The organism is Micrococcus sp. CH7 (assembly GCF_001595485.1).
GTDB lineage: Bacteria > Actinomycetota > Actinomycetes > Actinomycetales > Micrococcaceae > Micrococcus > Micrococcus luteus.
Map to the genome: position 1 here is coordinate 31,301 of NZ_LOSQ01000041.1, position 21,949 is coordinate 53,249.

18 protein-coding genes and 3 tRNA genes are annotated in these 21,949 nt (G+C 74.9%); 13 read left to right on the forward strand and 8 right to left on the reverse strand.

Going from position 1 to position 21,949, the window contains the following annotated elements:
• Positions 1–115: 115 nt before the first annotated feature.
• Positions 116–544 (reverse strand): hypothetical protein, encoded by a 429-nt coding sequence (locus tag AUV08_RS09480; RefSeq protein ID WP_061867201.1) that lies wholly within the window; start codon positions 542–544, stop codon positions 116–118.
• 131 nt (positions 545–675) lie between these two features.
• On the opposite strand from AUV08_RS09480, the gene AUV08_RS09485 reads away from it, so the two are divergent.
• Positions 676–752 (forward strand) — tRNA-Pro (locus AUV08_RS09485).
• A 64-nt stretch (positions 753–816) separates the two neighbouring features.
• On the opposite strand, the gene AUV08_RS09490 is transcribed toward AUV08_RS09485, so the two are convergent.
• The 5 genes from AUV08_RS09490 to AUV08_RS09510 all read right to left on the reverse strand — a co-directional run bounded on the left by AUV08_RS09490 (position 817) and on the right by AUV08_RS09510 (position 5,078).
• The gene (locus AUV08_RS09490; protein ID WP_061867200.1) at positions 817–1,179 is read right to left on the reverse strand and encodes a GNAT family N-acetyltransferase; all 363 of its coding nucleotides are present in this window, start codon (positions 1,177–1,179) and stop codon (positions 817–819) included.
• A 57-nt stretch (positions 1,180–1,236) separates the two neighbouring features.
• Entirely contained in the window at positions 1,237–1,734 is a 498-nt protein-coding gene (locus tag AUV08_RS09495) for a carboxymuconolactone decarboxylase family protein (RefSeq protein WP_061867199.1), read from the reverse strand.
• A gap of 92 nt (positions 1,735–1,826) precedes the next feature.
• Positions 1,827–3,386 carry a DUF5129 domain-containing protein gene (locus tag AUV08_RS09500; RefSeq protein WP_061867198.1) on the reverse strand — a complete coding sequence of 520 codons (1,560 nt, stop codon included), beginning with the start codon at positions 3,384–3,386 and terminating at the stop codon, positions 1,827–1,829.
• Between the two features lie 62 nt (positions 3,387–3,448).
• A complete protein-coding gene (locus AUV08_RS09505) occupies positions 3,449–4,189 on the reverse strand; it encodes an NADPH-dependent F420 reductase (RefSeq protein WP_061873218.1) in 741 nt (246 codons plus the stop codon).
• A complete protein-coding gene (locus AUV08_RS09510) occupies positions 4,176–5,078 on the reverse strand; it encodes a fumarylacetoacetate hydrolase family protein (protein WP_020625724.1) in 903 nt (300 codons plus the stop codon). Before AUV08_RS09510 ends, AUV08_RS09505 begins: the two co-directional genes overlap by 14 nt.
• Positions 5,079–5,143: 65 nt before the next feature.
• Here AUV08_RS09510 and AUV08_RS09515 point away from each other — a divergent pair, with 65 nt between their 5' ends.
• The 4 genes from AUV08_RS09515 (at position 5,144) to treZ (ending at position 11,212) form a co-directional block, all read left to right on the forward strand.
• Positions 5,144–6,187 (forward strand): aldo/keto reductase, encoded by a 1,044-nt coding sequence (locus AUV08_RS09515; protein ID WP_061867196.1) that lies wholly within the window; start codon positions 5,144–5,146, stop codon positions 6,185–6,187.
• Between the two features lie 36 nt (positions 6,188–6,223).
• The gene (locus AUV08_RS09520) at positions 6,224–6,682 is read left to right on the forward strand and encodes a hypothetical protein (protein WP_061867195.1); all 459 of its coding nucleotides are present in this window, start codon (positions 6,224–6,226) and stop codon (positions 6,680–6,682) included.
• 61 nt (positions 6,683–6,743) lie between these two features.
• Positions 6,744–9,224: a malto-oligosyltrehalose synthase gene (gene treY, locus AUV08_RS09525; protein ID WP_061867194.1), complete on the forward strand. Its 2,481-nt coding sequence runs from the start codon at positions 6,744–6,746 to the stop codon at positions 9,222–9,224.
• Positions 9,221–11,212, forward strand: a complete 1,992-nt coding sequence (gene treZ, locus AUV08_RS09530) for a malto-oligosyltrehalose trehalohydrolase (RefSeq protein WP_061873219.1) — start codon at positions 9,221–9,223, stop codon at positions 11,210–11,212. The genes treY and treZ overlap by 4 nt, the downstream gene beginning before the upstream one ends.
• Positions 11,213–11,225: 13 nt before the next feature.
• Here the strand turns inward: treZ and AUV08_RS09535 are convergent, their stop codons facing one another.
• Positions 11,226–12,527: a DUF4032 domain-containing protein gene (locus AUV08_RS09535; RefSeq protein WP_061867192.1), complete on the reverse strand. Its 1,302-nt coding sequence runs from the start codon at positions 12,525–12,527 to the stop codon at positions 11,226–11,228.
• Between the two features lie 119 nt (positions 12,528–12,646).
• Between AUV08_RS09535 and AUV08_RS09540 the strand changes: the two genes are divergently transcribed.
• The 5 genes from AUV08_RS09540 to AUV08_RS09560 all read left to right on the forward strand — a co-directional run bounded on the left by AUV08_RS09540 (position 12,647) and on the right by AUV08_RS09560 (position 17,791).
• The gene (locus tag AUV08_RS09540) at positions 12,647–13,507 is read left to right on the forward strand and encodes a thioredoxin domain-containing protein (RefSeq protein ID WP_231862071.1); all 861 of its coding nucleotides are present in this window, start codon (positions 12,647–12,649) and stop codon (positions 13,505–13,507) included.
• 120 nt (positions 13,508–13,627) lie between these two features.
• Positions 13,628–13,704 (forward strand) — tRNA-Thr (locus tag AUV08_RS09545).
• 275 nt (positions 13,705–13,979) lie between these two features.
• A complete protein-coding gene (locus AUV08_RS09550) occupies positions 13,980–15,431 on the forward strand; it encodes a S8 family peptidase (protein WP_231862070.1) in 1,452 nt (483 codons plus the stop codon).
• Between the two features lie 200 nt (positions 15,432–15,631).
• Positions 15,632–15,705: transfer RNA gene (locus AUV08_RS09555), tRNA-Val, on the forward strand.
• 166 nt (positions 15,706–15,871) lie between these two features.
• Positions 15,872–17,791 (forward strand): threonine/serine exporter ThrE family protein, encoded by a 1,920-nt coding sequence (locus tag AUV08_RS09560; RefSeq protein WP_061873220.1) that lies wholly within the window; start codon positions 15,872–15,874, stop codon positions 17,789–17,791.
• A gap of 13 nt (positions 17,792–17,804) precedes the next feature.
• Here the strand turns inward: AUV08_RS09560 and AUV08_RS09565 are convergent, their stop codons facing one another.
• On the reverse strand, positions 17,805–18,482 hold the full coding sequence (locus AUV08_RS09565; protein ID WP_036382484.1) for a uracil-DNA glycosylase: 678 nt from the start codon (positions 18,480–18,482) through the stop codon (positions 17,805–17,807).
• A 36-nt stretch (positions 18,483–18,518) separates the two neighbouring features.
• On the opposite strand from AUV08_RS09565, the gene AUV08_RS09570 reads away from it, so the two are divergent.
• From AUV08_RS09570 to groL, 3 genes are all read left to right on the forward strand, one after another.
• Entirely contained in the window at positions 18,519–18,863 is a 345-nt protein-coding gene (locus AUV08_RS09570; protein ID WP_205805498.1) for a DUF3263 domain-containing protein, read from the forward strand.
• A 3-nt stretch (positions 18,864–18,866) separates the two neighbouring features.
• Positions 18,867–19,931 carry a LytR C-terminal domain-containing protein gene (locus AUV08_RS09575; protein WP_061867188.1) on the forward strand — a complete coding sequence of 355 codons (1,065 nt, stop codon included), beginning with the start codon at positions 18,867–18,869 and terminating at the stop codon, positions 19,929–19,931.
• 318 nt (positions 19,932–20,249) lie between these two features.
• A complete protein-coding gene (gene groL / locus AUV08_RS09580) occupies positions 20,250–21,881 on the forward strand; it encodes a chaperonin GroEL (RefSeq protein WP_061867187.1) in 1,632 nt (543 codons plus the stop codon).
• Positions 21,882–21,949: the final 68 nt, after the last annotated feature.

A 21,949-nucleotide genomic window follows, 5' to 3' on the forward strand; every position in this document is an offset into this window, starting at 1 on the left:
AGGGCCTCGCACTGTTGGTGCGAGGCCCTTCCCGCATTCCGGGGAGGATTCACCGGGCGGCCCCGTGCGATCTGCACGGGGCTTTCTGCGTTCCCGGGTGCATTCCCCGCGGCGCTCAGAACTCCTCGCCGGCCCGCAGCCGCGCCGTGAGCGCGCGGGTGAGTCGGCGGCGCAGCCGGCCGTGCTCCGTGCTCTGCTCCAGAAGGCGCGCGTGCACGGCGTCGGCATGGGCCGGCTTCTCCGAGTCGGGGAGCGCGAGGAAGTCGCGCAGCAGCGGCTCCAAGCGCCCGGTGAGGGCGAGCACGAGCTCCTGGGCCTCCACGGGCCGTGTGCGCTGCAGGCGAGTCCAGGCCGGGGCGTACTCGGCGGCGTGCTCGACCATCTCCCACGCGAGGGCCCAGCTGTCCGGGCGCAGCCGGTGCCGCTCCGCGCGCAACAGCTGTCGCAGGGCGGCCACGGCCTCCTCGAGCTCGGCAGCGGCCGGGGCGCCGTCGTCGTCGGGGGAGGGGCTCGCGGAGGGACGCAGGAACGGCCACCAGCTCATGCCGGCCTCTCTCGGATTCGTCGGGTGCGCAGAGGTCTCATGCGTGCGATTCTGCCCCGCATCTCGGTTTGGCGGCACCCGGTGTGGCTGGTATAGTCGCACTCTGTTGGATTCAGGTCTGAGACCTCCAACGGGGTGTGGCGCAGCTTGGTAGCGCGCGTCGTTCGGGACGACGAGGCCGCAGGTTCAAATCCTGTCACCCCGACCAGAAAGAGCCCCCGCCGATCCGGCGGGGGCTCTTCTCGTCTGTGGGTGCAGTCGGGTGCGGGGCGTCAGTCCTGGCGGGACTCCAGGAACCGCAGATGCTCGGGGCGCGCCGGGTCCACTTCGCCGGCCACGTCGTCGTGTTCGTCCACCCAGTCCTTCACGTACGGGCACACGGGGACGATCCGGCGGCCCGCGGCCACGGTGTCCTCCAGCGCCTCGCGCACGAGGATCGAGGCCAAGCCCCGGCCCTCGTACTCGTGGTCGACCTTGGTGTGCGGGAAGATCCGCTGGGCCGGGCCGTCGGCGGTGTCGTCGTCGATCGCCACCGTGAAGCCGGCCACCGTGCCCGCGTCATCGACGACGATCTCGTACCCCTCCGCGTTCTTGCGGACCTGCGGGTGCTCCAGGCTCGGGGTCTGCTCGGTCATGGTCGGTCCTCTCGTTCCTCGGTGGACCCCGCCGCCGGGCCGGCGACGGGGAAGGGGTCAGCCGTCCCGGCGCCGCACGGGGTGATGGGACAGGATCGAGATGCGGTTCGTCAGGTTCATCACGATCGCGACCCACTGCACGGCCGCGTACTGGGCGTCCGTGAGCACGGCGGCCGTGGAGGCCTGCACGTAGTTCAGCTGCTCCTGCTCGGGGAGGTCCGTGACCGCCTCGGCGAGCTCGAGCGCGGCGCGCTCCTGCTCCGAGTACACGGCCCCGGCCTCACGCCACGCCGGCAGCAGCCCCAGGCGCTGCACGCTCAGGCCGGCGTCGGCGCCCTGGCGGGTGTGCCGGTCCAGGCAGAACACGCAGCCGTTGAGTTGGGAGACCCGGAGGTTCACGAGCTCCACGAGCTGCCGGTCCAGCCCGGCCTGCTCGGCGGCATCGCGCGCGGCCGAGGCCAGCGGCCCGACCGCGTGCCACGCCTCGGGCACGGCCTTGTCGAGGAAGAACGCGAGGGGGTCCTGACGGGGTGCGGGGGTGTCAGCGGCGGTCATGGTCCTTCACTGTCTCGCAGAACGGGGCGGGGGGCCAGGGACCGGGTGCCCGGCCCGGACGAGCTTCCGGCTCAGATCCGGCCCCGATCGCCTCAGAATCGGCCGGACGAGCCCGCCCCGGAGAACGAGCCGCCCGAGGATCCGTAGCCGGTCCCGGAGGAGCTGGACTGCGCCTGGCGGTGGTCCTGGACGGACCGCTCGCCGGCCTGGTGGCCCGTGGTGAAGGCCACCACCGTCCAGTAGGCATCCGCCGGCAACGCGGAGTCCAGGATCGAGCCGCGCGCGGACCGGGCCGGGCCACGGTGCGAGCGCAGCTCGTCGCGCAGCAGCTCACGCTCGGCCTCGTCCTTGCCGAAGGCCGCCACCTCGGCGTCGGCGAGGGCGGAGACCAGCCCGGTCAGGCGACGCCGCAGCGCGTCCAGCTCGTCCAGCGCCGCGGCCGGGGTCAGGCGCTCCTCCTGCAGGTCCGCGCCCAGCGCCTCGAGCCGGTCCTGCGCCTCGGCGCGGAAGGACTCCAGCGCGGCGACCGCGGACCGGACGGGTCCGGCGGAGCCGACGGAGGAGGCCAGCGTGCCGACGGCGTCCAGGTCGGCCCGCAGCGGGGCGGTCTGCTGGTCCCACGCCGCCGGCCACCCCGGGTGGCGGTTGAGGAAGGTGTTCGCCGCGGCCACGGCGTCGTCGAGGCGGTCGAGCTCACGGGCGCGGTCCCGGACGTCCTCCGCGGCCCGGGCATGCTCCGTGCGATGCAGGCTGCGCTCCGGCAGGGCCTCGAGGCGGTCCAGTTCCGCCGACGCGTCGAGCGCCTGGCGCCGGAAGCCGCGGAAGCGCTCCATCAGCGCGGCCGCGTGGGGCGAGTCCTCAGGCACCGTGGACGCGTTCACCTCGGTGGCGTCCATCTCCAGGGTGACGGAGGTCAGGTGGGTGCGGGCCTCGGCCAGCAGGTCGGCCGTCCGGCGGCGGCGACGCCGTCGGCTCGCGAGCACCGCGGCCGCGGCGCCGCCGCCCGCCACACCGACGATCCCCGCGCCGAACCACAGCTCGGGAGCCTGCCACCAGGGGCGCCCGATCAGCTCTGCGGCGGCGCCCGTCACCTCCACGACCGTGTCCGTCCATCGGGCCGCACGGGCCGCCTCGTGGCCGGCCTCGCGCACCTCCCGCAGCTGGTCCGTGCTGAGCATCCGGTCCTCGCCCACGTACACCCCGATCACCCGGTTGTCCGGGTCGAGCGCCACGATCACGAGGCCGTCGGCCCACTTCTGGCCGTCCGCGCTGAGCCAGTCCGGGTGCTCGGCGCGAGCCCGTTCGAGCACCCGCCCGTTGAACGCCTGGGACGCGCGGTCGTCGTCCAGCGCGGAGAGGTCCGGGCCGCGCTCGGTGACCACGGCGACGCGGGTCGGCTCCCGGAACTCGATCCCCGCCAGGTCACGGCGCAGCTGGGCGGGGTCGATCACGCCCGCGTCATCCACGAGCTCCACCCGGTCCCAGGCCACGGCGTGGGCCTGCGGCGCGGCGGCCACGACGGCGCCCGTCACCCCCGCCGCGACCGGCAGGGCGACGACGGTGGCGGCCGCCGCCGGTCCGGTGAGGGCGGCGGCGGACAGGGCGACCGCGGCGAGCGTGCGGCGGGCGGTGCGGTGCGTCGGACGGGTCACGGGGGCCTCCTGGAGGGGTCGGCGGTCCCGCCCAGCGTAGGCACCGCAGGGCCGGTGTCGCCTCAGCCGGTGGACGCGTCGGCGAGCAGCACGGCGAGCCGGCCGGCGTCGTGCGCAGTGCCGAACCCCGCCGCCCCCGGCTCGAGGGCCCCGGCCCGGTCGAGGCCCGTGTAGGGGACCGCGTCGAAGCCCATCGCCGTGACGAGGGCGATCACCGTGTCGCGCGCGGCGGCGACCGCGGCCGGGTCGGCCGTCGCGTCGGCCGGCTCGGTGCCCACCGCGAGGGCGCGGCGCGGGGCTGTGGCACGCCCGGCATCTCCGAGGTCGTGATGCGAGATCTCCGAGAACGCGCGCACGACGGGAACGCGCAGCCCCGCGGCGGCCCAGCGCGCGGCGATCCGGACGGAGCCGGGCGAGCCGTCGTCGTCGAGCCACGCCGGGACGGGCTCGCCCGGCCACGTGTTGGTCAGGTCCACCACGGCGCGCGTGGCCGGCCCGGCGAGGGCGAGCGGGTCGACGTCGTCGAGCGCCTCGCGCGGCACGGCCACGACGACGAGCTCCGCCTCCGCCGCCAGGTCCTCGGCCGACACGGCGACGGCCTTGGGCGCGTAGATCGTCAGGTGGCGCTGGACCGCCGCGGGGCGCCGCGTGCCCGCGACCATCACCCGCGGGGCGGCCGTGCCCGGGGAGAGGCGGGGGATGCGCGCGATCGCACGTGCCAGCGCGGTGCCCGCCCGCCCCGCACCGAGGATGCCGACGACGCGGGGCAGGGCGTCCGCCGGCGCCGCCTCAGACGAGCTCATTGCGCTGGCGTCCCAGCCCGGTGATCTCCACCTCGACGACGTCGTCGGGACGCAGCCACGGGCGGCGGCCCTCGGCGTCCCGGCGGGCCAGGGCGACCCCTGCGGGCGTGCCGGTCAGGATCAGGTCACCCGGGTTCAGGGTGATCAGCTGCGAGGCGTAGGAGACCAGCTCGGCGGGGGAGAAGACGACGTCGGCGACCCTGTCCTCCTGACGCAGCTCACCGTTGACGTGCGTGAGGACGCGCGCGTCCGCCGGGAACTCTTCCGGGGTGACCAGCCACGGACCCACGGGCGTCGAGGCCTCCCACACCTTGCCCTGCAGCCACTCGGAGGTGCGGCCCTGGAAGCCGCGCATGGAGATGTCGTTGGCCACCGCGTAGCCCGCGATGTGCTCCGGGGCGTCCTCGACGGCGATGCGTCGGCCCGGCTCCCCGACCACGATGCACAGCTCGCCCTCGTAGTCGACCCGGTGGTCCTCCTCGGGGACCTCGATCGGGTCCAGCGCACCCGTGAGGGACTGCGGGAACTTCGCGAACAGCGTCGGATGCTCGGGGCGATCCAGGCCCGTCTCGTCGATGTGGTTCGTGTAGTTCAGGCCCACGCAGAACACCTTGGTGGGGAAGGGCACGAGCGTGTCGTAGACGAGGCCGGAGGTGTCCAGCAGGAGGGACCGGTCGGCCTGCGCCGCGCGGAGGGCACCCTCCACCATCTCCCGCTGCTCCTCCGGCGTGGCGGTGAGGTACTCGCCGACGTCGCGACAGTCCGGCAGGGCGACGGCGCGCACGGCGACCTCGGGGTCCTCGGGGTGCACGGAGGTGATGACCGCGGCGAACGTGGCGCCGGGGTAGGCGGCGTCGGAGTCGGGCTGGCGGAACGTGGCGAGCTTCATGGACCCATCCCATCACAGGGCGGCGGGTCCGGACCCGGGGCGGGCGGACGTGAGACGGTGAGGCCATGAGCACAGCCTCCACGCATCCGCCGCTCGACCTCGACCCGACCCCGGCCACCCCGATCGTCCTCGGGACCATGGCCTGGGGGTCCGTTCCCCCGCCGCCCCCGGACGCCGATCCGGGGGCGGGGCCGGAGGGGCCCGCGGGCGCAGCGCAGGCCGAGGCGGCCGTGGAGCGTGCCCGCCGCGCCCTGCGCGCCGGGATCGAGGCCGGCGTCGACCTGCTGGACACCGCGGACATCTACGGGGCCGGCCGCTCCGAGGAGACCGTCGGCCGGCTGCTGCACGAGCTGCCCTACGAGGAGCGCTCCGCCCTGAAGGTGCAGACCAAGTGCGGGATCGTCCTGCACGAGACGGACCCGGCCGGGCGGCGTCTGACCCGCTACGACTCCTCGCCCGAGCACGTGCGCGCCTCGCTGGAGGGCTCGCTGTCCCGCCTCGGCGAGCAGCGCGTGGACACCCTGATCATCCACCGGCCCGACGTCCTCACGCCCGTGGCCGACACCGTGCGCGCCTTCCTCGACGCGCGGGAGGCGGGCCTGGTCGGCAAGCTGGGCGTCTCCAACCTCGGCGTGGGCCGCGTCCTCGAGTTCCAGCGCGAGCTCGAGAGCCAGGCGGCGGACGGGACCGGGCTGGCGTGCGTCCAGGTCGAGCTCGGCCTGCACCACCGCACCCTCGTGGAGGCGGTCGTGCTCGCCAACCACCCGGACGCCCCCGCGGACGCCGACGCCGGGCGCCTCGGCCCGGTGTGCGCCGCGGAGGGGATCGAGCTGCAGGCCTGGGGTCCGCTGGGGCAGGGTCGGTTCAGCTCCGGCGACGACGGCGCGGCCGGCGTCGTCGGCGAGGTCGCGGCGGAGCTGGGCGTCAGTCGGGAGGCCGTGGTGCTCGCCTGGCTGCTGCGCCTGCCGTGGGGCGTGCGGCCCGTGATCGGCACCCAGGACCCGGAGCGCGTCGCCGCGTGCGCCGAGGCGGCCGCCGCGGGCGAGGCGATGGACTCCGCGCAGTGGCACCGCCTGTGGACCGCGGCACGCGGCGCCGGCCTGCCCTGAGCGACCCACAGACGTGAGGGATGTCACACTGGGGGCATGACCTTCGAGCCCGTCAACCTCTTCACCCCCTGGCTCGCCTACTGGGCGGCCGCCCTCGCGCTCGTCGTCGGCGGCATCCTGCTGGCCGCCGGGATCTGGCGTGAGCGCCGACACCGCCGGCACGCTGACGCGCACGGACGCAACACCGAGGTGGACGTCCTGGACAACACCCGGCTGCAGCGCCGGGTGGGGGCCGTGATGCTGGCGGTCGCGGCCGTGCTGGCCGGCGTGGGTGTGTGGACGCACCTGGCGGGGCTGGACACGCTGCGTCAGAACCTGACGGCCAAGTACGGCTACACCTCGATCGAGCGCATCCGCCAGTCCGGCCCCGGCTTCGTGGCCGATCTGACCCAGGCCGACGGCACCGTGCTGCGCGACGAGATGGTCCTGCTGGAGTCCTCGGGCGAGCCCGTCGTCGGGGAGGACATCTTCGCCCGTCCGGTCGAGACGCGTTGACCTTCCCGCCCCGGCCCGTCGGGCCTGATGCCGCGTCGGGGGCCTCTGTTAGCGTCGCCGCGTGAGCACCTCGACCGTCCGTTCCGCCCCCGCGTCCACCTACCGGCTCCAGGTCAGCCCGGATCTGCCGCTGGAGTCCGTGGCCGGGCTCGTGCCCTATCTGCGGCGCCTGGGCGTGGACTGGCTCTACCTCTCGCCGCTGCTCGAGGCCGAGCCCGGCTCCGACCACGGGTACGACGTCGTGGACCCCACGCGGCTGGACGCCGCCCGCGGCGGGGCCGAGGGACTGGACGCGGTCGCGCGCGCCGCGCACGAGGCGGGCATGGGCGTGCTCATCGACATCGTGCCGAACCACGTGGGCGTGGCCACGCCCCAGGCCAATCCGGCGTGGTGGGACGTGCTCACCCACGGTCCCGAGGCGGCGCATGCGGCGTGGTTCGACGTGGACTGGGCGGCCGGCGGCGGCTCCCTGCTCATCCCCGTGCTGGGAGACGGCCCTGACGGGGACGCGAACGCGGAGCTGGACCGTCTCGTCGTCGACGCCGAGGGCGGCCGTCTGCGCTACTGGGACAACGTCTACCCCCTCGCCCCCGGATCGCTCGAGGCCGCCGAGACGGAGACCGGGCTGCGCGCCGCGGAGGTCTTCGCGGCGGCGGACCCGGCGAAGGAGCCGACCGCGGAGCAGGCCCGCCTGGCCCGCGCCGTCCACGACCGCCAGCACTACCGGCTGGTCGGCTGGCGCCGCGGCGACGCCGAGCTGAACTACCGCCGCTTCTTCACCGTCACCACGCTTGCGGGCGTCCGGGTGGAGGAGCCCGAGGTCTTCGACGTCGTCCATGCCGAACCCGCCCGCTGGGTCCGCGAAGGGCTCGTGGACGGGCTGCGCGTGGACCACCCGGACGGCCTGGCGGACCCGGCCGGCTACACGCGGCGCCTGCGCTCCCACGTCCTGCCGGAGGGCTACCTCGTGGTGGAGAAGATCCTCGAGCCCGGTGAGTCGCTGCCCGCGGACTGGCCCGTGGACGGGACCACCGGCTACGACGCGCTCGGCGAGGTCGAACGCGTCTTCATGCATCCCGAGGCCGCGGGCGATGCGGCCGAGGACGCGCGCCGTCGTCGGGAGTGGGACGAGGCCGTGGTGCGGGCCAAGCACGACGTGGCCACCGGCTCCCTCGCGGCCGAGACCGCCCGGCTGGTCCGGGAGGTCCGCACCGTGCACGCCCTCAACGCCCACCCGGACGAGGACGTGGCCGCCGCGTTCGCCGCCGTGCTCGCCCGCCTGCCCGTGTACCGCACCTACCTGCCCGTGGGCCTGGCCGTGCTCGAGGGCGCGCTGGCGGACGCGGCCGCGGCGGAGCCGGGCCTCGCCGACGTGCTCGGCGACCTGCGGCCCGAGCTGACCGACCCGGACTCGCCCGTGGCCCGCCGGTTCCAGCAGACCTCCGGCATGGTGATGGCCAAGGGCGTCGAGGACCGGTCCTTCTACCGGTACACCCGGTGGGCCAATCTGAACGAGGTCGGCGGAGACCCCTCCCACGTCGCCCTGTCCCTGGCCGACTTCCACGCCGCCCAGCAGGCGCGCCAGGCCGCCTGGCCGACGGCCATGACCACCCTGAGCACCCACGACACCAAGCGCGGCGAGGACGTGCGCGCCCGCATCGCCGTGCTCGCCGAGGAGCCCGACCGCTGGGCCGCCGAGCTCGCGGAGCTGAGGCGCCTCCACCCGCTCGGCCACCCCGACGCGGAGCGGCTGCTCTGGGAGTCCATCGTGGGTGTCTGGCCCACGGACGGCACCGCGCCGGAGGAGGAGCGGATCCTCGGCTTCCTGCAGAAGGCCTCCCGCGAGGCGGCCCTGGCCACCACCTGGACGGACCAGGACCCCGAGTTCGAGGCCCGGCTCGCCGCGCTCGCCGCCGCCGTCACCTCCCCCGAGGGGCCTGCGCGGGGCGTGCTGCAGGCCGTCGCGGACCGCATCGCCGAGCCCGGCCTGGTGGTCCAGCTCGGCCACAAGCTCGTCCAGCTCGCCGCCCCCGGCGTCCCCGACGTCTACCAGGGCACGGAGGTGCCCTTCCCCACCCTCGTGGACCCGGACAACCGCCGCCCCGTGGACTTCGCGGCCCGGGCCGACCTGCTGGACCGCCTCGACGCCGGCCACACGCCCGGCCTCGACGACCCCGCCGCCGCCAAGCTGGCCGTCGTGGCCGGCGTGCTGCGCACCCGCCGCGACCGGCCCGAGCTGTTCACCGGCCACCGCCCCCTCGACGTCTCCGGCCCCGCCGCCGAGCACGCGATCGCGTTCGACCGGGGCGGGGCGCTCGCCGTGGCCACCCGCTGGCCCGTCCGCCTGGCGGCCGCGGGCGGCTGGGGCGAGACCGTCGTGACCGTGCCGGCCGGCCGGTGGGAGGACGCCGTCACCGGCCACCCCGTCCACCCTGACGCGCGCGGCGCCGTGCGCCTCGACGAACTGCTCAGCACCCTGCCCGTCGCGCTGCTCGTCCCGGCGCACGCCCCGTCCGACCGCCGAGAGAGGACCGCCCCGTGACCGAGCCCCGTCCGGCCGACGCCCCCGCCCCGGGCCTGCACCCGATCGGCTCCGACCCCCTGGACCCCGCCGCGGCCGAGCGGGCCGCCGTCGACGCCGCGCGCGTCGTCCCCTACGCAGTGTGGGCGCCGCACGCAGAGAGCGTCGACCTCGTCCTCGTCGACACCGAGCCCGGCGCCCTGCACGACGCCGAGGACCGCTGGCCCGTCGCCGCCGTCGTGGCCATGGACCCCGCCGCCGGAGGCTGGTGGACGCCCACGGAGGACCCGCTGGCCACCCTCGGCCTCGACGCCGCCCAGCCGCCGGCCGACCCCGGCTACGGCTACCGCGTGGACGGGGCGGACCCCGTGCCGGACCCCCGCTCCCGCCGCCAGCCCGACACGGTCCACGGGCCCTCCCGCCGCGACGTCGCCGGCCGCGCCTTCGCGTGGCCGGACGAGGGCTGGACCGGGCCGCCCGGGGTGGAGTCCGATCCGGCCGCACCCCAGGGCGGGGGCCTGCGCGGCGCCGTCCTCTACGAGCTGCACGTGGGGACCTTCACGGCCGAGGGGACCCTCGACGCCGCCATCGCCCGCCTGCCGCACCTGACGGACCTCGGGGTCACCCACGTCGAGCTGCTGCCGGTGAACTCCTTCCCCGGGCCGCGGAACTGGGGCTACGACGGGGTGGCGTGGTTCGCCGTCGACGAGTCCTACGGCGGCCCCGCCGCCTACCGCCGCTTCGTGGCCGCCGCCCACGCCGCCGGCCTCGGCGTGGTCCAGGACGTCGTGCACAACCACCTGGGCCCCTCCGGCAACTACCTGCAGGTGTTCGGGCCGTATCTGGGTCAGGGCGGCACCGGCTGGGGCGACGGCCTGAACCTGGACGGCGCCGACTCGGACGAGGTGCGCCGGCTCGTCCTGGACAACGTCCGCTTCTGGCTCGAGGAGATGCGCGTGGACGGGCTGCGCCTGGACGCGGTGCACGCCCTGCGGGACGCCCGCGCCGTGCACCTGCTCGAGGAGAGGGCCGCGCTCGCGGACGGGATCGCGGCCCGTGCCGGCCGACCCGTGCCCCTCCTGGCCGAGTCCGACCTCAACGACCCGCGTCTGGTGCTGCCCCGCCACGCCGGCGGGCTCGGCCTCGCCGCGGCCTGGAACGACGACGTCCACCACGCCCTGCACGTGGCCGCGACGGGGGAGACCCACGGCTACTACGCGGACTTCGCCCCGCTGGAGGCGGTGGCCAAGGTCATGGAGCGCACCTACTTCCACGACGGCACCCGCTCCACCTTCCGCGGCCGTGACCACGGGCGCCCCGTGCCGGAGGCTGTCCCCAACCACGCGTGGGTGGCCAGCATCCAGAACCACGACCAGGTGGGCAACCGTGCCGGCGGCGACCGCACCGCTGCCGCCCTGTCCGAGGGTGCGCTCGCGGCCGAGGCCGCCCTGCTGCTGACCGGCCCGCACGTGCCGATGCTCTTCATGGGGGAGGAGTTCGCGGCCTCGACGCCGTGGCCGTTCTTCACCTCGTTCCGCGAGCCCGAGCTCGGGGACGCCGTCCGGCAGGGACGACGCCGCGAGTTCGCCGCCCACGGCTGGGACCCGGCCGACGTCCCCGACCCGCAGGACCCCGCGACGCGGGACGCGGCGGTGCTGGACTGGGCGGAGGCCGCGGGCGGCACGGACGGCCAGGGCCGCGGGGTGCGCGTGCTCGCCGCCTACCGCACCCTGATCGGCCTGCGCCGCACGCTGCCCCAGTTCACCGACCCTCGCCGCGACCGCGTCCGGGCCGAGGTGGACGCGGCCCGGCGCCACGTGCGCCTCACCCGCGCCGGCGAGGACGCCGACGTCGTCCTGCTCGTCGCCCTCGGCGCGGAGCCGCTTCCCGTGCCCGCGGACCTGACGCGGGCGGAGCTGCTCGCCGGCCACGGCGACCACGGCCCGCTCGGCCCCGGCACGGTGCCGGCGGCGGTCCCGGCCCCCGGCTTCCTGCTCCTGCGCCGCTGAGCCGTGTCCGGCGTCAGTCCGCGTCCGCAGGCGGGACGGCGCGCAGCATGGTGGTCGTGGGGTGCAGTGCCACCGCGTCCTCGTCGCGGCGGGCCCGCAGCACCGTGTCCACGTAGGAGTCCACCGCCTCCTGCAGGGGCACGGCCCGGCCGCGGGCCTCGGAGAGGTACCAGCGGTGCTCGAGGAGCTGGTGCATCACCTCGGCGGGCTCGAGCTTGGCTCGCAGCTCAAGGGGCACCGAGCGGACCACGGGGTCGAACACCTCCACCACCCAGCGGTGCGCCGCAGCCTCGATGTCCATGTACGGGTCCCACTCCCGGCGGGCGGCCTCGATGTCCACGAGCAGCCGGCGGGCCTGGTTCTCCTGGACCTCGAGTCCCGTGAGGCGGGTCAGCCGACGGCGGTGGTAGCCCGCGTGGATCTCGACGGGCCGGGCGATCATCATCCCGGGGGCGTCGGCGGCGCGCAGTGAGTACTCGGCCAGCTCGAACCCGAGCTCCTGCAGGCGGCGGACGCGGCGGTCCAGGCGCCACGGCTCGGCGCGGGGGAACAGCAGAGGCTCGGTCAGCTCGTCCCACAGCCGGCGGTAGGAGGCCACGAGCAGGTCCGGCGTGGTGACGGGGTCCACCTCCGGGTCCAGCAGCCCGCTGGCCTGCAGGTCCAGCAGCTCGCCGCCCACGTTCACGGCGGCCACGTCCAGGTCGTGCTCGCGCTGGCCGTTGGACAGCCGCTCCCGCAGCTCGCCGGTCTCGGCGTCCACCAGGTGAGCGGCGAACCCGCCCGCGTCCCGCCGGAACAGGACGTTGGACAGGGAGACGTCACCCCAGATGAACCCCTCGAGGTGCAGTTCCACGAGCAGCGTCGCCAGCGCGTCCATGAGCCGCACGAGGGTGCGGCGCTCGAGGCGCTCCGAGAACACGGCGCGGTACGGCAGGGAGAAGCGCAGGTGCCGGGTCACGAGGGCGGCGGGCAGGGGCGTGCCGTCGTCCTCCGTGCGTCCGGTGACCACGGCCACCGGCACCACCGACGGCGCCGGGCTCCGCTCGAGCCGGCGCAGCAGCCGGTACTCGCGGAACGCGAGTTCTTCGGTGGTCTCCTTCACCGCCACGATGCCCCCGCCCATCCGGGCGAAGCGCACCACGTGACGGGAGATGCCCCGCGGCAGGGCCGCCAGCACCTCACGCGGCCACATGTCGAGGGGGAGCACCCAGGGCAGGGCGAGCAGAGACGTCGCCGGGTCCTCGGTCGCGTCCCCCGACGGGGCGCCCGTGATGGTCAGTCGATCGACGGGGGAGGGGGTCTCGGCGGTGTCCATGGTCACGATCCTTCCAGACAGGGCCGCTATGCTCGCCTGGCGCGGCGCGCCCGCTGCCCGCCGGCTCCGGTGCTCGACCCGGACCGACTGCCCCACGAGGAGGACCCTTGGCCCGGAACATGTCAGGCTCGCACACCTCGGCGACGGACGCTCGTGCGCGTGCCCGCCAGATCCAGGAGGAGCAGCGCAGGAAGGACAGTCGCCGCCGCACCGGCGTCATCTGGGGCTCGGTCCTCGCGGTGGTGCTCGTGATCGGCCTCGTCGTCGCGTTCGTGCTCAACCGCAACGGCGACGACGCCGCCACCGCCGGCCCCATCCCCGCCGTGGCGAACGAGCAGGGCGGCATCGAGTTGGCCTCGGCCACGGCCCTGGCGGAGGGCGCGGGAGAACGCGAGGTCGACCCCTCGAAGATCGAGGTGCCGAAGCAGTCCGCGAGCTCCCAGCCCGAGACCCTGCCGAACACCGAGGCCCGGGCGGACGGCGAGCCGACGCGGATCGTGCTCTACGCGGACTTCAACTGCGTGCACTGCGCGGACTTCGAGTCCACCAACGCGGACCAGATCGAGCAGTGGCTCGAGCAGGGTGAGGCCACGGTCGAGTACCGGATGGTGGACTACCTGAGCGCCCCGAATAACCAGAACTACTCGGCCCGCGCCGCCAACGCCGCGTACTGCGTGGCGGACCAGAAGCCCGAGGCCTACAACGGCTTCGTGGCCGCCCTGTTCGCCGCCTACGACGAGCACCAGGGCAAGGGCCTGGACAACGCGGCGATCACGCAGCTCGCGCAGGAGCACGGCGCGGACATCGCCTCCTGCGTCGAGGACGGCACGTTCCGCTCCGCGGTCGAGCACACCACCCGCCAGGCGCGCGTCGCCGGCGTGGCCGGCACCCCCACCGTGTTCGTGGACGGGAAGAACTGGGCCCTCGACGGCGAGGACAAGACCTTCGCCGACTGGGCGGGCGCCAAGATCGCCGGCTGACCCGGCTGACCCGTCGCCGAGGTCCGCGGGGCGTCCCCACGCAGGGGGCGCCCCGTGCCGTCCGCCCGGGCCTTGTACGCTGGGAGGGTCGGCCGCGGCGCCCCCGGGCGCCGGCCGCCGGCCTCCTTAGCTCAGCTGGCCAGAGCAGCTGCCTTGTAAACAGCAGGTCGCCGGTTCGAATCCGGCAGGGGGCTCCACCCCACCGCGGGCCCGACGGCGCCGCGCACCTCCGCCGGGAGGGCGCGGCGCCGTCGTCGTGTCCGGCGCGGGCCGACGCTGGGGTGCCGCTGTGCGCGCCCCGACCATCCGCCCGGCCCGGCTGGCGGAACCGCGAGAGATGCCTCGACCATCCGCCAGACTTCGGCCCGCGGCCTCGCCGTGACGGAATCGTGACCCTACCGTGAGCTCAGTCACCCTGGCCCGAGCCCCTCGGGCGCCCGCATCCGGTGACCCAGAACTCCGAGGAGATCCCGTGCAGTCCTCCACACCCCGCAGCACCCGCCGCCGCATCGGCGCCCTCGTGGCCGGCGCCGTCCTCGCCGGCGGGACCCTGACCTCGTCCCCCGCGCTCGCGGCCCCCTCCGGCGGCGCCCCCGCCGCACCGGCAGCGAGCCCGACCGCCGCCTCACCCCTGGCGGCGGCGCAGGTCGAGGACCCGAGCGCCGACGGCTACGACTCCTTCATCGTCACCTACAAGGAGACCGCCGCCAACGCCCACGCGAAGGGCCGCGCCAACGCCTGGGGCAAGGCCGCGAAGGAGGCCGGCGTCTCCGTGAAGGAGCTGCGTGAGACCGCGCTCGGCTCCCGCGTGGTCAAGGCGGACCGCAAGCTGGATCAGGCCGAGTCCGCGAAGTTCATGGCCGACCTGAAGGCCTCCGGGGCGGTCGAGGCCGTGGAGCCGGACGCGCTCCTCACCGCCACCGGCCTGAGTCCCGTGGACGCCCTCTACTCGCAGCAGTGGGGCTTCACCGGCAGCCACGGCATGCGGGTCCCCGGGGCGTGGGATCGCACGACGGGCTCCGGTGCGACCGTGGCCGTCATCGACACCGGCATCACCTCCCACCCGGACCTCGACCGCAACGTCGTGCCCGGCTACGACTTCATCTCCGACGGCAGGGCGGCGCGCGACGGCGGTGGCCGCGACTCCAATCCGCGTGACGAGGGCGACTGGTACGCCGCCGGCGAGTGCGGCACCGCCGGTGCCTCCGACTCCTCGTGGCACGGCTCCCACGTGGCGGGCACCGTCGCGGCCGTGGCCGACTCCCAGGGCGTCGTCGGTGTGGCGCCGAACGCGAAGATCCAGCCGATCCGCGTGCTCGGCAGGTGCGGCGGCTCGCTGTCCGACATCGCCGACGCGGTCGTGTGGGCTGCCGGCGGCACGGTGGCGGGCGTGCCGGCCAACCCGAACCCGGCGGACGTCATCAACATGTCCCTCGGTGGCTCCGGCATGTGCGGCACCACCTACCAGAACGCGATCAACGCGGCCGTCTCCCGCGGCGTGCCCGTCGTCGTGGCCGCGGGCAACGAGAACCAGCCCGCCGCCAATGTGCGCCCGGCCAACTGCCAGAACACCGTCGTGGTGGCCGCCTCCACCTCGCAGGGCGCCCGCGCCTCGTTCTCGAACTACGGCTCCGCCGTGGACGTGACCGCTCCGGGGGCGAACATCATCTCGACCGTGAACAACGGCGCCACCACCCCGACGACGGCCGGCCACGCCGCCTACAACGGCACCTCGATGGCCACCCCGCACGTCGCGGGCCTGGCCGCCCTGCTGCTGGCCGCGCAGCCGAGCCTCACCCCGGCCCAGGTCGAGTCCACCCTCACGTCCACGGCCCGGTCCATGCCGGTGACCTGCTACGCAGGCTGCGGCGCCGGTCTGGCGGACGCCACCAGGGCGGTCTCCTCCCTCGGCGGCAGCTCCTGACCGGGGCCCGCCCCGGGCGCCGGGGCCTCGTTGGTCGCCCAGGGCGGTTTCGAGCCCGGCGCCACGCTGACCGACGCCTGACGTGCTCGTCGGCTCTCGACGGCCGCTCCGCCGTGCGCGGGGCGGCCGTCGCCCGGGTGGACAGGCGACGCCGCCTGAGGTATCGTTCTTCGAGTTGTCACCCCCATGGGGCGACGCCCGGATCTTTAGCTCAGTTGGTTAGAGCGTTCGCTTCACACGCGAGAGGTCGCTGGTTCGAGTCCAGTAAGATCCACCGCAGCAGGGCCCTCCTCCGGGAGGGCCCTTTCGCATCCCCGGTCCGCGGTGCCGAAGGCCCCGGCGGGGGAGGTGTCGGCGTGGTTGGATGGACGCGTCGGCGGGGCTCGGCCCACCGCCGTCTCGCGTCCAGCGCCCGCATACGGAAGGAGAGGGTGAGCCGCATGGAGCAGGAGGGCACCCAGGAGCCGGCGCGGTTCGACCCCCGCATCGCGGAGCCCCCGGCCGTCCCCACGCTCATCCCCGTGCTGCGCCCGGCCGGCGCCGAGGACGCCGCCGCTGTCGGCGACCTCGCGATCGACCCGGAGGACCCCGGCCTGCTCGACCTCGACCCGGCGGAGTCGGCCCACCCGGCCGCGGCCGCGGTCGCCGTCGAGCCGACCGAACCGCTGCCGCCCGTGGTCCGCCCCGCCGCCGCCGATCCGGTCCCGGCGCCGGCGCCGGAGCCGGAGGAATCGGCCGAGCCGGAGGAGACGCTGCCGGAGCCGGCCGCGGACGCGCCCCTGACCGAGCCGCCGCTGTCCGAGCAGGTGCCCACCTCCGTCCTGGCCCCCGCGGAGGCCGACGGCGCCCTGCCCGCCCCGGACGTGATCCCCGCGCCGGACATCACCGTCCCGGACCCGGTGGTCCCCGTGGGCCCGCCCGAGAAGCGCGGGCGTCGGCGCGGCCGGCGCTCCCGCGAGGTCTTCGTCGAGAACCTGCCGACGCAGGCGCTCGTGCTGGCCGACCGCCTGCACTCCTCGCCGTACGGGCGCCGCATGCACTCCACGCTGCAGCAGCGCCGCGCGGAGGCGCAGGCCCTTGAGGCCCGCACGACCCTGGACTTCGCGCTCAAGCTGGGCGAGACGATGTTCAGCTTCGGCGCGGCCTCGCTGGACGTGGAGACCTCGATCATCGTGGCCACGCAGGCCTACGGGATCCTCGAGACCGAGGTGGACCTGACCAACCAGTCCATCTCCCTGAACTACGCGCCCGACTCCTCACGCGGCGAGGCCCCGTTCACCCTCCAGCGGGTGGTCCGCTCGTCCTCGGTGAACTTCGAGGGGCTCGTGGCCGTCCACCGGCTCGTCGAGGAGATCGCCGCGGGCGAGGTGGACCGGGCCGAGGCCCAGCGCCGGCTCGTGGAGATCCGGCATCAGCCCAAGCCGTTCCCCGCCGTCTTCGAGGTCCTCTTCTCCGGCGTGTTCGTGGCCTGCTTCGTGCCGTTCATCGGCGGGACCTGGACGGGCGCGGCCCTGGGCATGGTCTCCACCTGGCTGGTCTTCTGGCTCAAGGTCCAGGCGGACAAGGCGCGCTTCCCGGAGATCTTCTCCACGATGTTCGGGGCGATCACGGCCACGGTGATCGCGCTGATGGCCCACGCCCTCGACCTGCCGGTCAACCCGGCGCTGGTGATCGCCGGCGGCATCATGATGCTCCTGCCCACGGCGAGGTTCGTCACCGCGGTGCAGGACGCCATCCACGGCTTCCCGGTGACCGCCGCGGGCCGCTTCCTCTCCGCGCTGCTCGTGTTCGCCGGCGTGATGGCCGGGATCATGATCGCCGTGGGCATCGGGGATCTCGTGGGATTCGAACAGCTGGACCTGGCCGAGGCGGGGACGCTGAGCTATCCGCCGCTGCTGCTGCTGGGCCTCGTGATGGCCGCGGGCATGGCGGACGCGGGGGTGGAGCAGTCGCGGTGGCCCCAGATCCTGGCCTGCGGTCTCGTGTCCGGGGCCGGCTTCGGCGCGTACCTGGCCGCACAGCAGATCGGGGTCAGCGACCGGCTGGTGCCCGCGGTCGCCGCGGCGGCGGTCGGGTTCCTCGGCCGCCTGGTGGCCCAGCGGCTCGCAGCCCCGGCGCTCGTGATCGTCCTGCCGTCCATGCTGTTCCTGCTTCCCGGACTCACCATGTTCCGGTCCGTCTACGGGTTCACCGTGGAGACCGGGGCCACGCTGCTGGGCGTCGAGGGACTGTTCAACGCCGCGGTCATCGTCGTGGCGATCGCGGCCGGCGTCGCCTTCGGCAACACCCTGGCCAAGCCGATCACCGACCGGATGGGCACGCTGCTGCCCACCGAGCTCGTGATGCACCAGCGCGGCTGACCGGCGGCCCGGCTCAGTCGGGCAGGCGCCAGTCCACCGGGGCCGCGCCGGCCGCCTCGAGGAGCCGGTTCACCCGGCTGAACGGCCGGGAGCCGAAGAACCCGCGGTGGGCGCTCAGGGGCGAGGGATGCGGGGACTCCACGACGCCGGCCCCCGCCGCCGTCAGCAGCGGCGCCATGCGCCGCGCGTCGGCTCCCCACAGCAGCCCCACGAGCGGGGTGCCGCGCGCGCAGAGGGCCCGCACCGCGGCCTCCGTGATCTGCTCCCAGCCGAGGCCGCGGTGGCTGCCGGGTGCGCCGGCCCGCACGCTGAGGGCGCGGTTCAGCAGCAGCACGCCCTGGTCCGTCCACGCGGAGAGGTCCCCGTGGGCGGGCGGGGTGATGCCGAGGTCGTCGTGCAGCTCCCGGTGGATGTTGGCCAGGGAGCGGGGCAGCGGCCGCACGTGGCGGTCCACCGCGAAGCTCAGGCCGATCGGATGGCCCGGCGTCGGGTAGGGGTCCTGGCCCAGCACGAGGACGCGGACGTCCGCGAACGGCTGACGGAACGCCCGCAGGATGTGCTCCGGCGCCGGCAGCACCTGCTCTCCGGCCGCCCGGCGGGCCCGCAGGGCCTCGCCGACCTGCTCGAACGCGGCGGCCTGCGGGGCGAGGGCCGCCTCCCAGCCCGGATCCAGGGGCGCGATGAACTCCATGCCCCGAGGGTAGACCGGGTGGGTACAGTGGCCGCCATGTCCCACCCCACGCCCGTCTCGCCCGATCCGGCCCCGGACGAGGGTGCCCGCGCGCGGGCGCGACGGGACGAGCTGACGGACCTGGAGCGTGCGGTCCTGGACCTGGAGGCCGCCACCTGGCGGTACGGCGGGGCCAAGGACCACGCCGTCCGAGAGCGTCTGGGGCTGTCTCCGACCGCCTATTATCAGGTGTTGAACGGATTGCTGGACCGTGAGGCCGCCCTGGCCTACCGACCCCTGCTGGTCACGCGGCTGCTGCGCAAGCGCGGCACCCGCAGCCGGGCCCGGAGGGGACCCGCGGATCCGGCGCCGTCCACGCCCGCTTCCCGCCAGGAGAACTGACCCATGGCCTACCAGCCCGACCGCTTCGACGAGGTCCCCGAGTACACGGACCAGCGCGGCGCGCACCGCGAGTCCTTCGCCGCCGCCGGCGCGACCGCCGCGGGCGGGGGTCGCCGCCTGAGCCCGCTGCTCTGGGTGGCCGGCCTCGTCCTGCTCGCCGGCCTGTTCGTGGGCGTCGTCCTGCCGTGGCTCACCGGCGACCGCTCCGAGCCCGTCGCCGCCGAGAGCTCGACGACGGCCCCGGCGGTCGAGCCGTCGACGTCGACGTCGGCGTCGTCCGAGTCCTCCTCGGCGTCCTCCGCGTCGGTGTCGACTGCATCCGCGACCGAGTCCGCCACCCCGTCCGAGGACACGGCGGAGGCGTCCCGTTCCGCGGCTGCGGCCGCGGCTGAGTCCTCGCGGGTGGCGCAGGAGGCGGCCGCCGCAGAGGCCGCCGAGTCGTCCCGGGCCGCCGAGTCGTCCCGTGCCGCCGCGGAGGCCGCTGAGTCGTCCCGTGCCGCCGCCGAGGCACAGGCGGCGGAGGCCTCGCGTTCCGAGGCCGCCGCGCAGTCCGCAGAGGCGTCCCGGTCGGCGGCGGCCGTCCAGGCGGCGGAGTCCTCGCGCGCCGCCGCGTCCCGTTCGGCCGCCGCGGCGGAGGCCTCGCGCTCGCAGTCCGCGGCCGCGTCGAGCTCCCGTGCGGCCGCGCAGTCTGCGGCCGCGTCGAGCTCTCGTGCGGCCGCGCAGTCTGCGGCCGCGTCGAGCTCCCGTGCGGCCGCGCAGTCTGCGGCCGCGTCGAGCTCTCGTGCAGCCGCGCAGTCCGCGGCCGTGCGCGGCACCCACGTCACCGTGTACAACGCGACCCGCACCCAGGGCCTCGCCGCCTCCTACGCGCAGCGGCTCACGAGCGCCGGCTACACCTCGGTGGACGCGAAGAACTGGAGCGGCTACGGCATCCAGTCCTCCACCGTCCTGTACAACGGCTCGGCCAACCAGGCCGCCGCCGAGGCGGTCGGCAAGGAGCTCGGCTTCCCGGTCCTGCAGACCCCGAACCTGCAGGTGAACGGCGTCGCGGTGGTCGTCACCGGCTGATCCGCCCGTCGTGCGGCCGTTCCGGCCGCGCACCCTTTCCGGCCCCCGGCGGGGCGCCTCCCGAGGCGTGCTGTCGGGGGCCGTCCGCCGTCCGCGGAAGGGCGGGCCCCGCACCGCGGACCCTTTGCACTCTCCCGGTGCGAGTGCTCATAATGGGGTTAGCACTCCGAAGGCGCGACTGCCAGCCGTACCCCGGTCGGTCCGGCGCCGTGGAGGAGGACCTGTCCACCGGTGAGGCCCCCAAGGGCCGTCCGTCGCGGGCATCGGGGCGGGTCAGCCACCAGCAGTAGGAAGCCGACGTCCAGAAAGGACCTGCACATGGCCAAGACCATCGCATTCGACGAAGAGGCCCGCCGCGGCCTGGAGAAGGGCCTGAACGCCCTGGCCGACGCCGTGAAGGTGACCCTCGGCCCCCGCGGCCGCAACGTGGTGCTGGAGAAGAAGTGGGGCGCCCCCACCATCACCAACGACGGCGTCTCCATCGCCAAGGAGATCGAGCTCGAGGACCCGTACGAGAAGATCGGCGCGGAGCTCGTCAAGGAGGTCGCCAAGAAGACCGACGACGTCGCCGGCGACGGCACCACCACCGCCACCGTGCTGGCCCAGGCGCTGGTCCGCGAGGGCCTGCGCAACGTGGCCGCGGGCGCCGACCCGCTGTCCCTGAAGCGCGGCATCGAGAAGGCCGTGGAGGCCGTCACCTCTGAGCTGCTCTCCGCCTCCCGCGAGATCGAGACCAAGGACCAGATCGCGGCCACCGCCTCGATCTCCGCCGCGGACAAGCAGATCGGCTCCCTCATCGCCGAGGCCCTGGACAAGGTCGGCAAGGAGGGCGTCATCACCGTCGAGGAGTCCAACACCTTCGGCCTCGAGCTCGAGCTCACCGAGGGCATGCGCTTCGACAAGGGCTACATCTCCGGCTACTTCGTGACCGACGCGGACCGCCAGGAGGCCGTCCTCGAGGATCCCTACATCCTCATCGTCAACTCGAAGATCTCCTCCGTGAAGGACATGGTGGCGATCCTCGAGAAGGTCATGCAGTCGGGCAAGCCGCTGCTGATCATCGCCGAGGACGTCGAGGGCGAGGCCCTGGCCACCCTCGTGGTCAACAAGATCCGCGGCACCTTCAAGTCCGTGGCCGTGAAGGCCCCGGGCTTCGGCGACCGCCGCAAGGCCATGCTCGCCGACATCGCCATCCTCACCGGCGGCCAGGTCATCTCCTCCGAGGTGGGCCTGTCCCTGGAGAACGCGACCCTCGACCTGCTGGGCACCGCCCGCAAGGTGGTCATCACCAAGGATGAGACCACCATCGTGGAGGGCGCCGGCGACGCCGAGCAGATCGCCGGCCGCGTGGCCCAGATCCGCTCCGAGATCGAGAACACCGACTCGGACTACGACCGCGAGAAGCTGCAGGAGCGCCTCGCCAAGCTGGCCGGCGGCGTGGCCGTCATCAAGGCCGGCGCGGCCACCGAGGTGGAGCTCAAGGAGCGCAAGCACCGCATCGAGGACGCCGTGCGCAACGCCAAGGCCGCGGTGGAGGAGGGCATCGTCGCCGGCGGCGGCGTGGCCCTGATCCAGGCCGGCGCCAAGGCGTTCGGCGGCCTGCAGCTCGAGGGCGACGAGGCCACCGGCGCGAACATCGTCAAGGTCGCCATCGAGGCCCCGCTGAAGCAGATCGCCTTCAACGCGGGCCTGGAGCCCGGCGTCGTGGCCGACAAGGTCAAGACCCTCGACGACGGCCACGGCCTGAACGCCGCCACCGGCGAGTACGAGGACCTGCTGGCCGCCGGCATCAACGACCCGGTGAAGGTGACCCGCTCGGCCCTGCAGAACGCCGCGTCCATCGCGGGCCTGTTCCTGACCACCGAGGCCGTCGTCGCGGACAAGCCCGAGAAGGCCGCCGCCGGCGCCGAGGGCATGGACCCGATGGGCGGCATGGGCGGCATGATGTGATCAGCCGCTGAGCCGGCCCGGCCCGGTCGGGCGCCCAGCCTGCGAGGCCCGTCTCCCCGCCGGGGAGG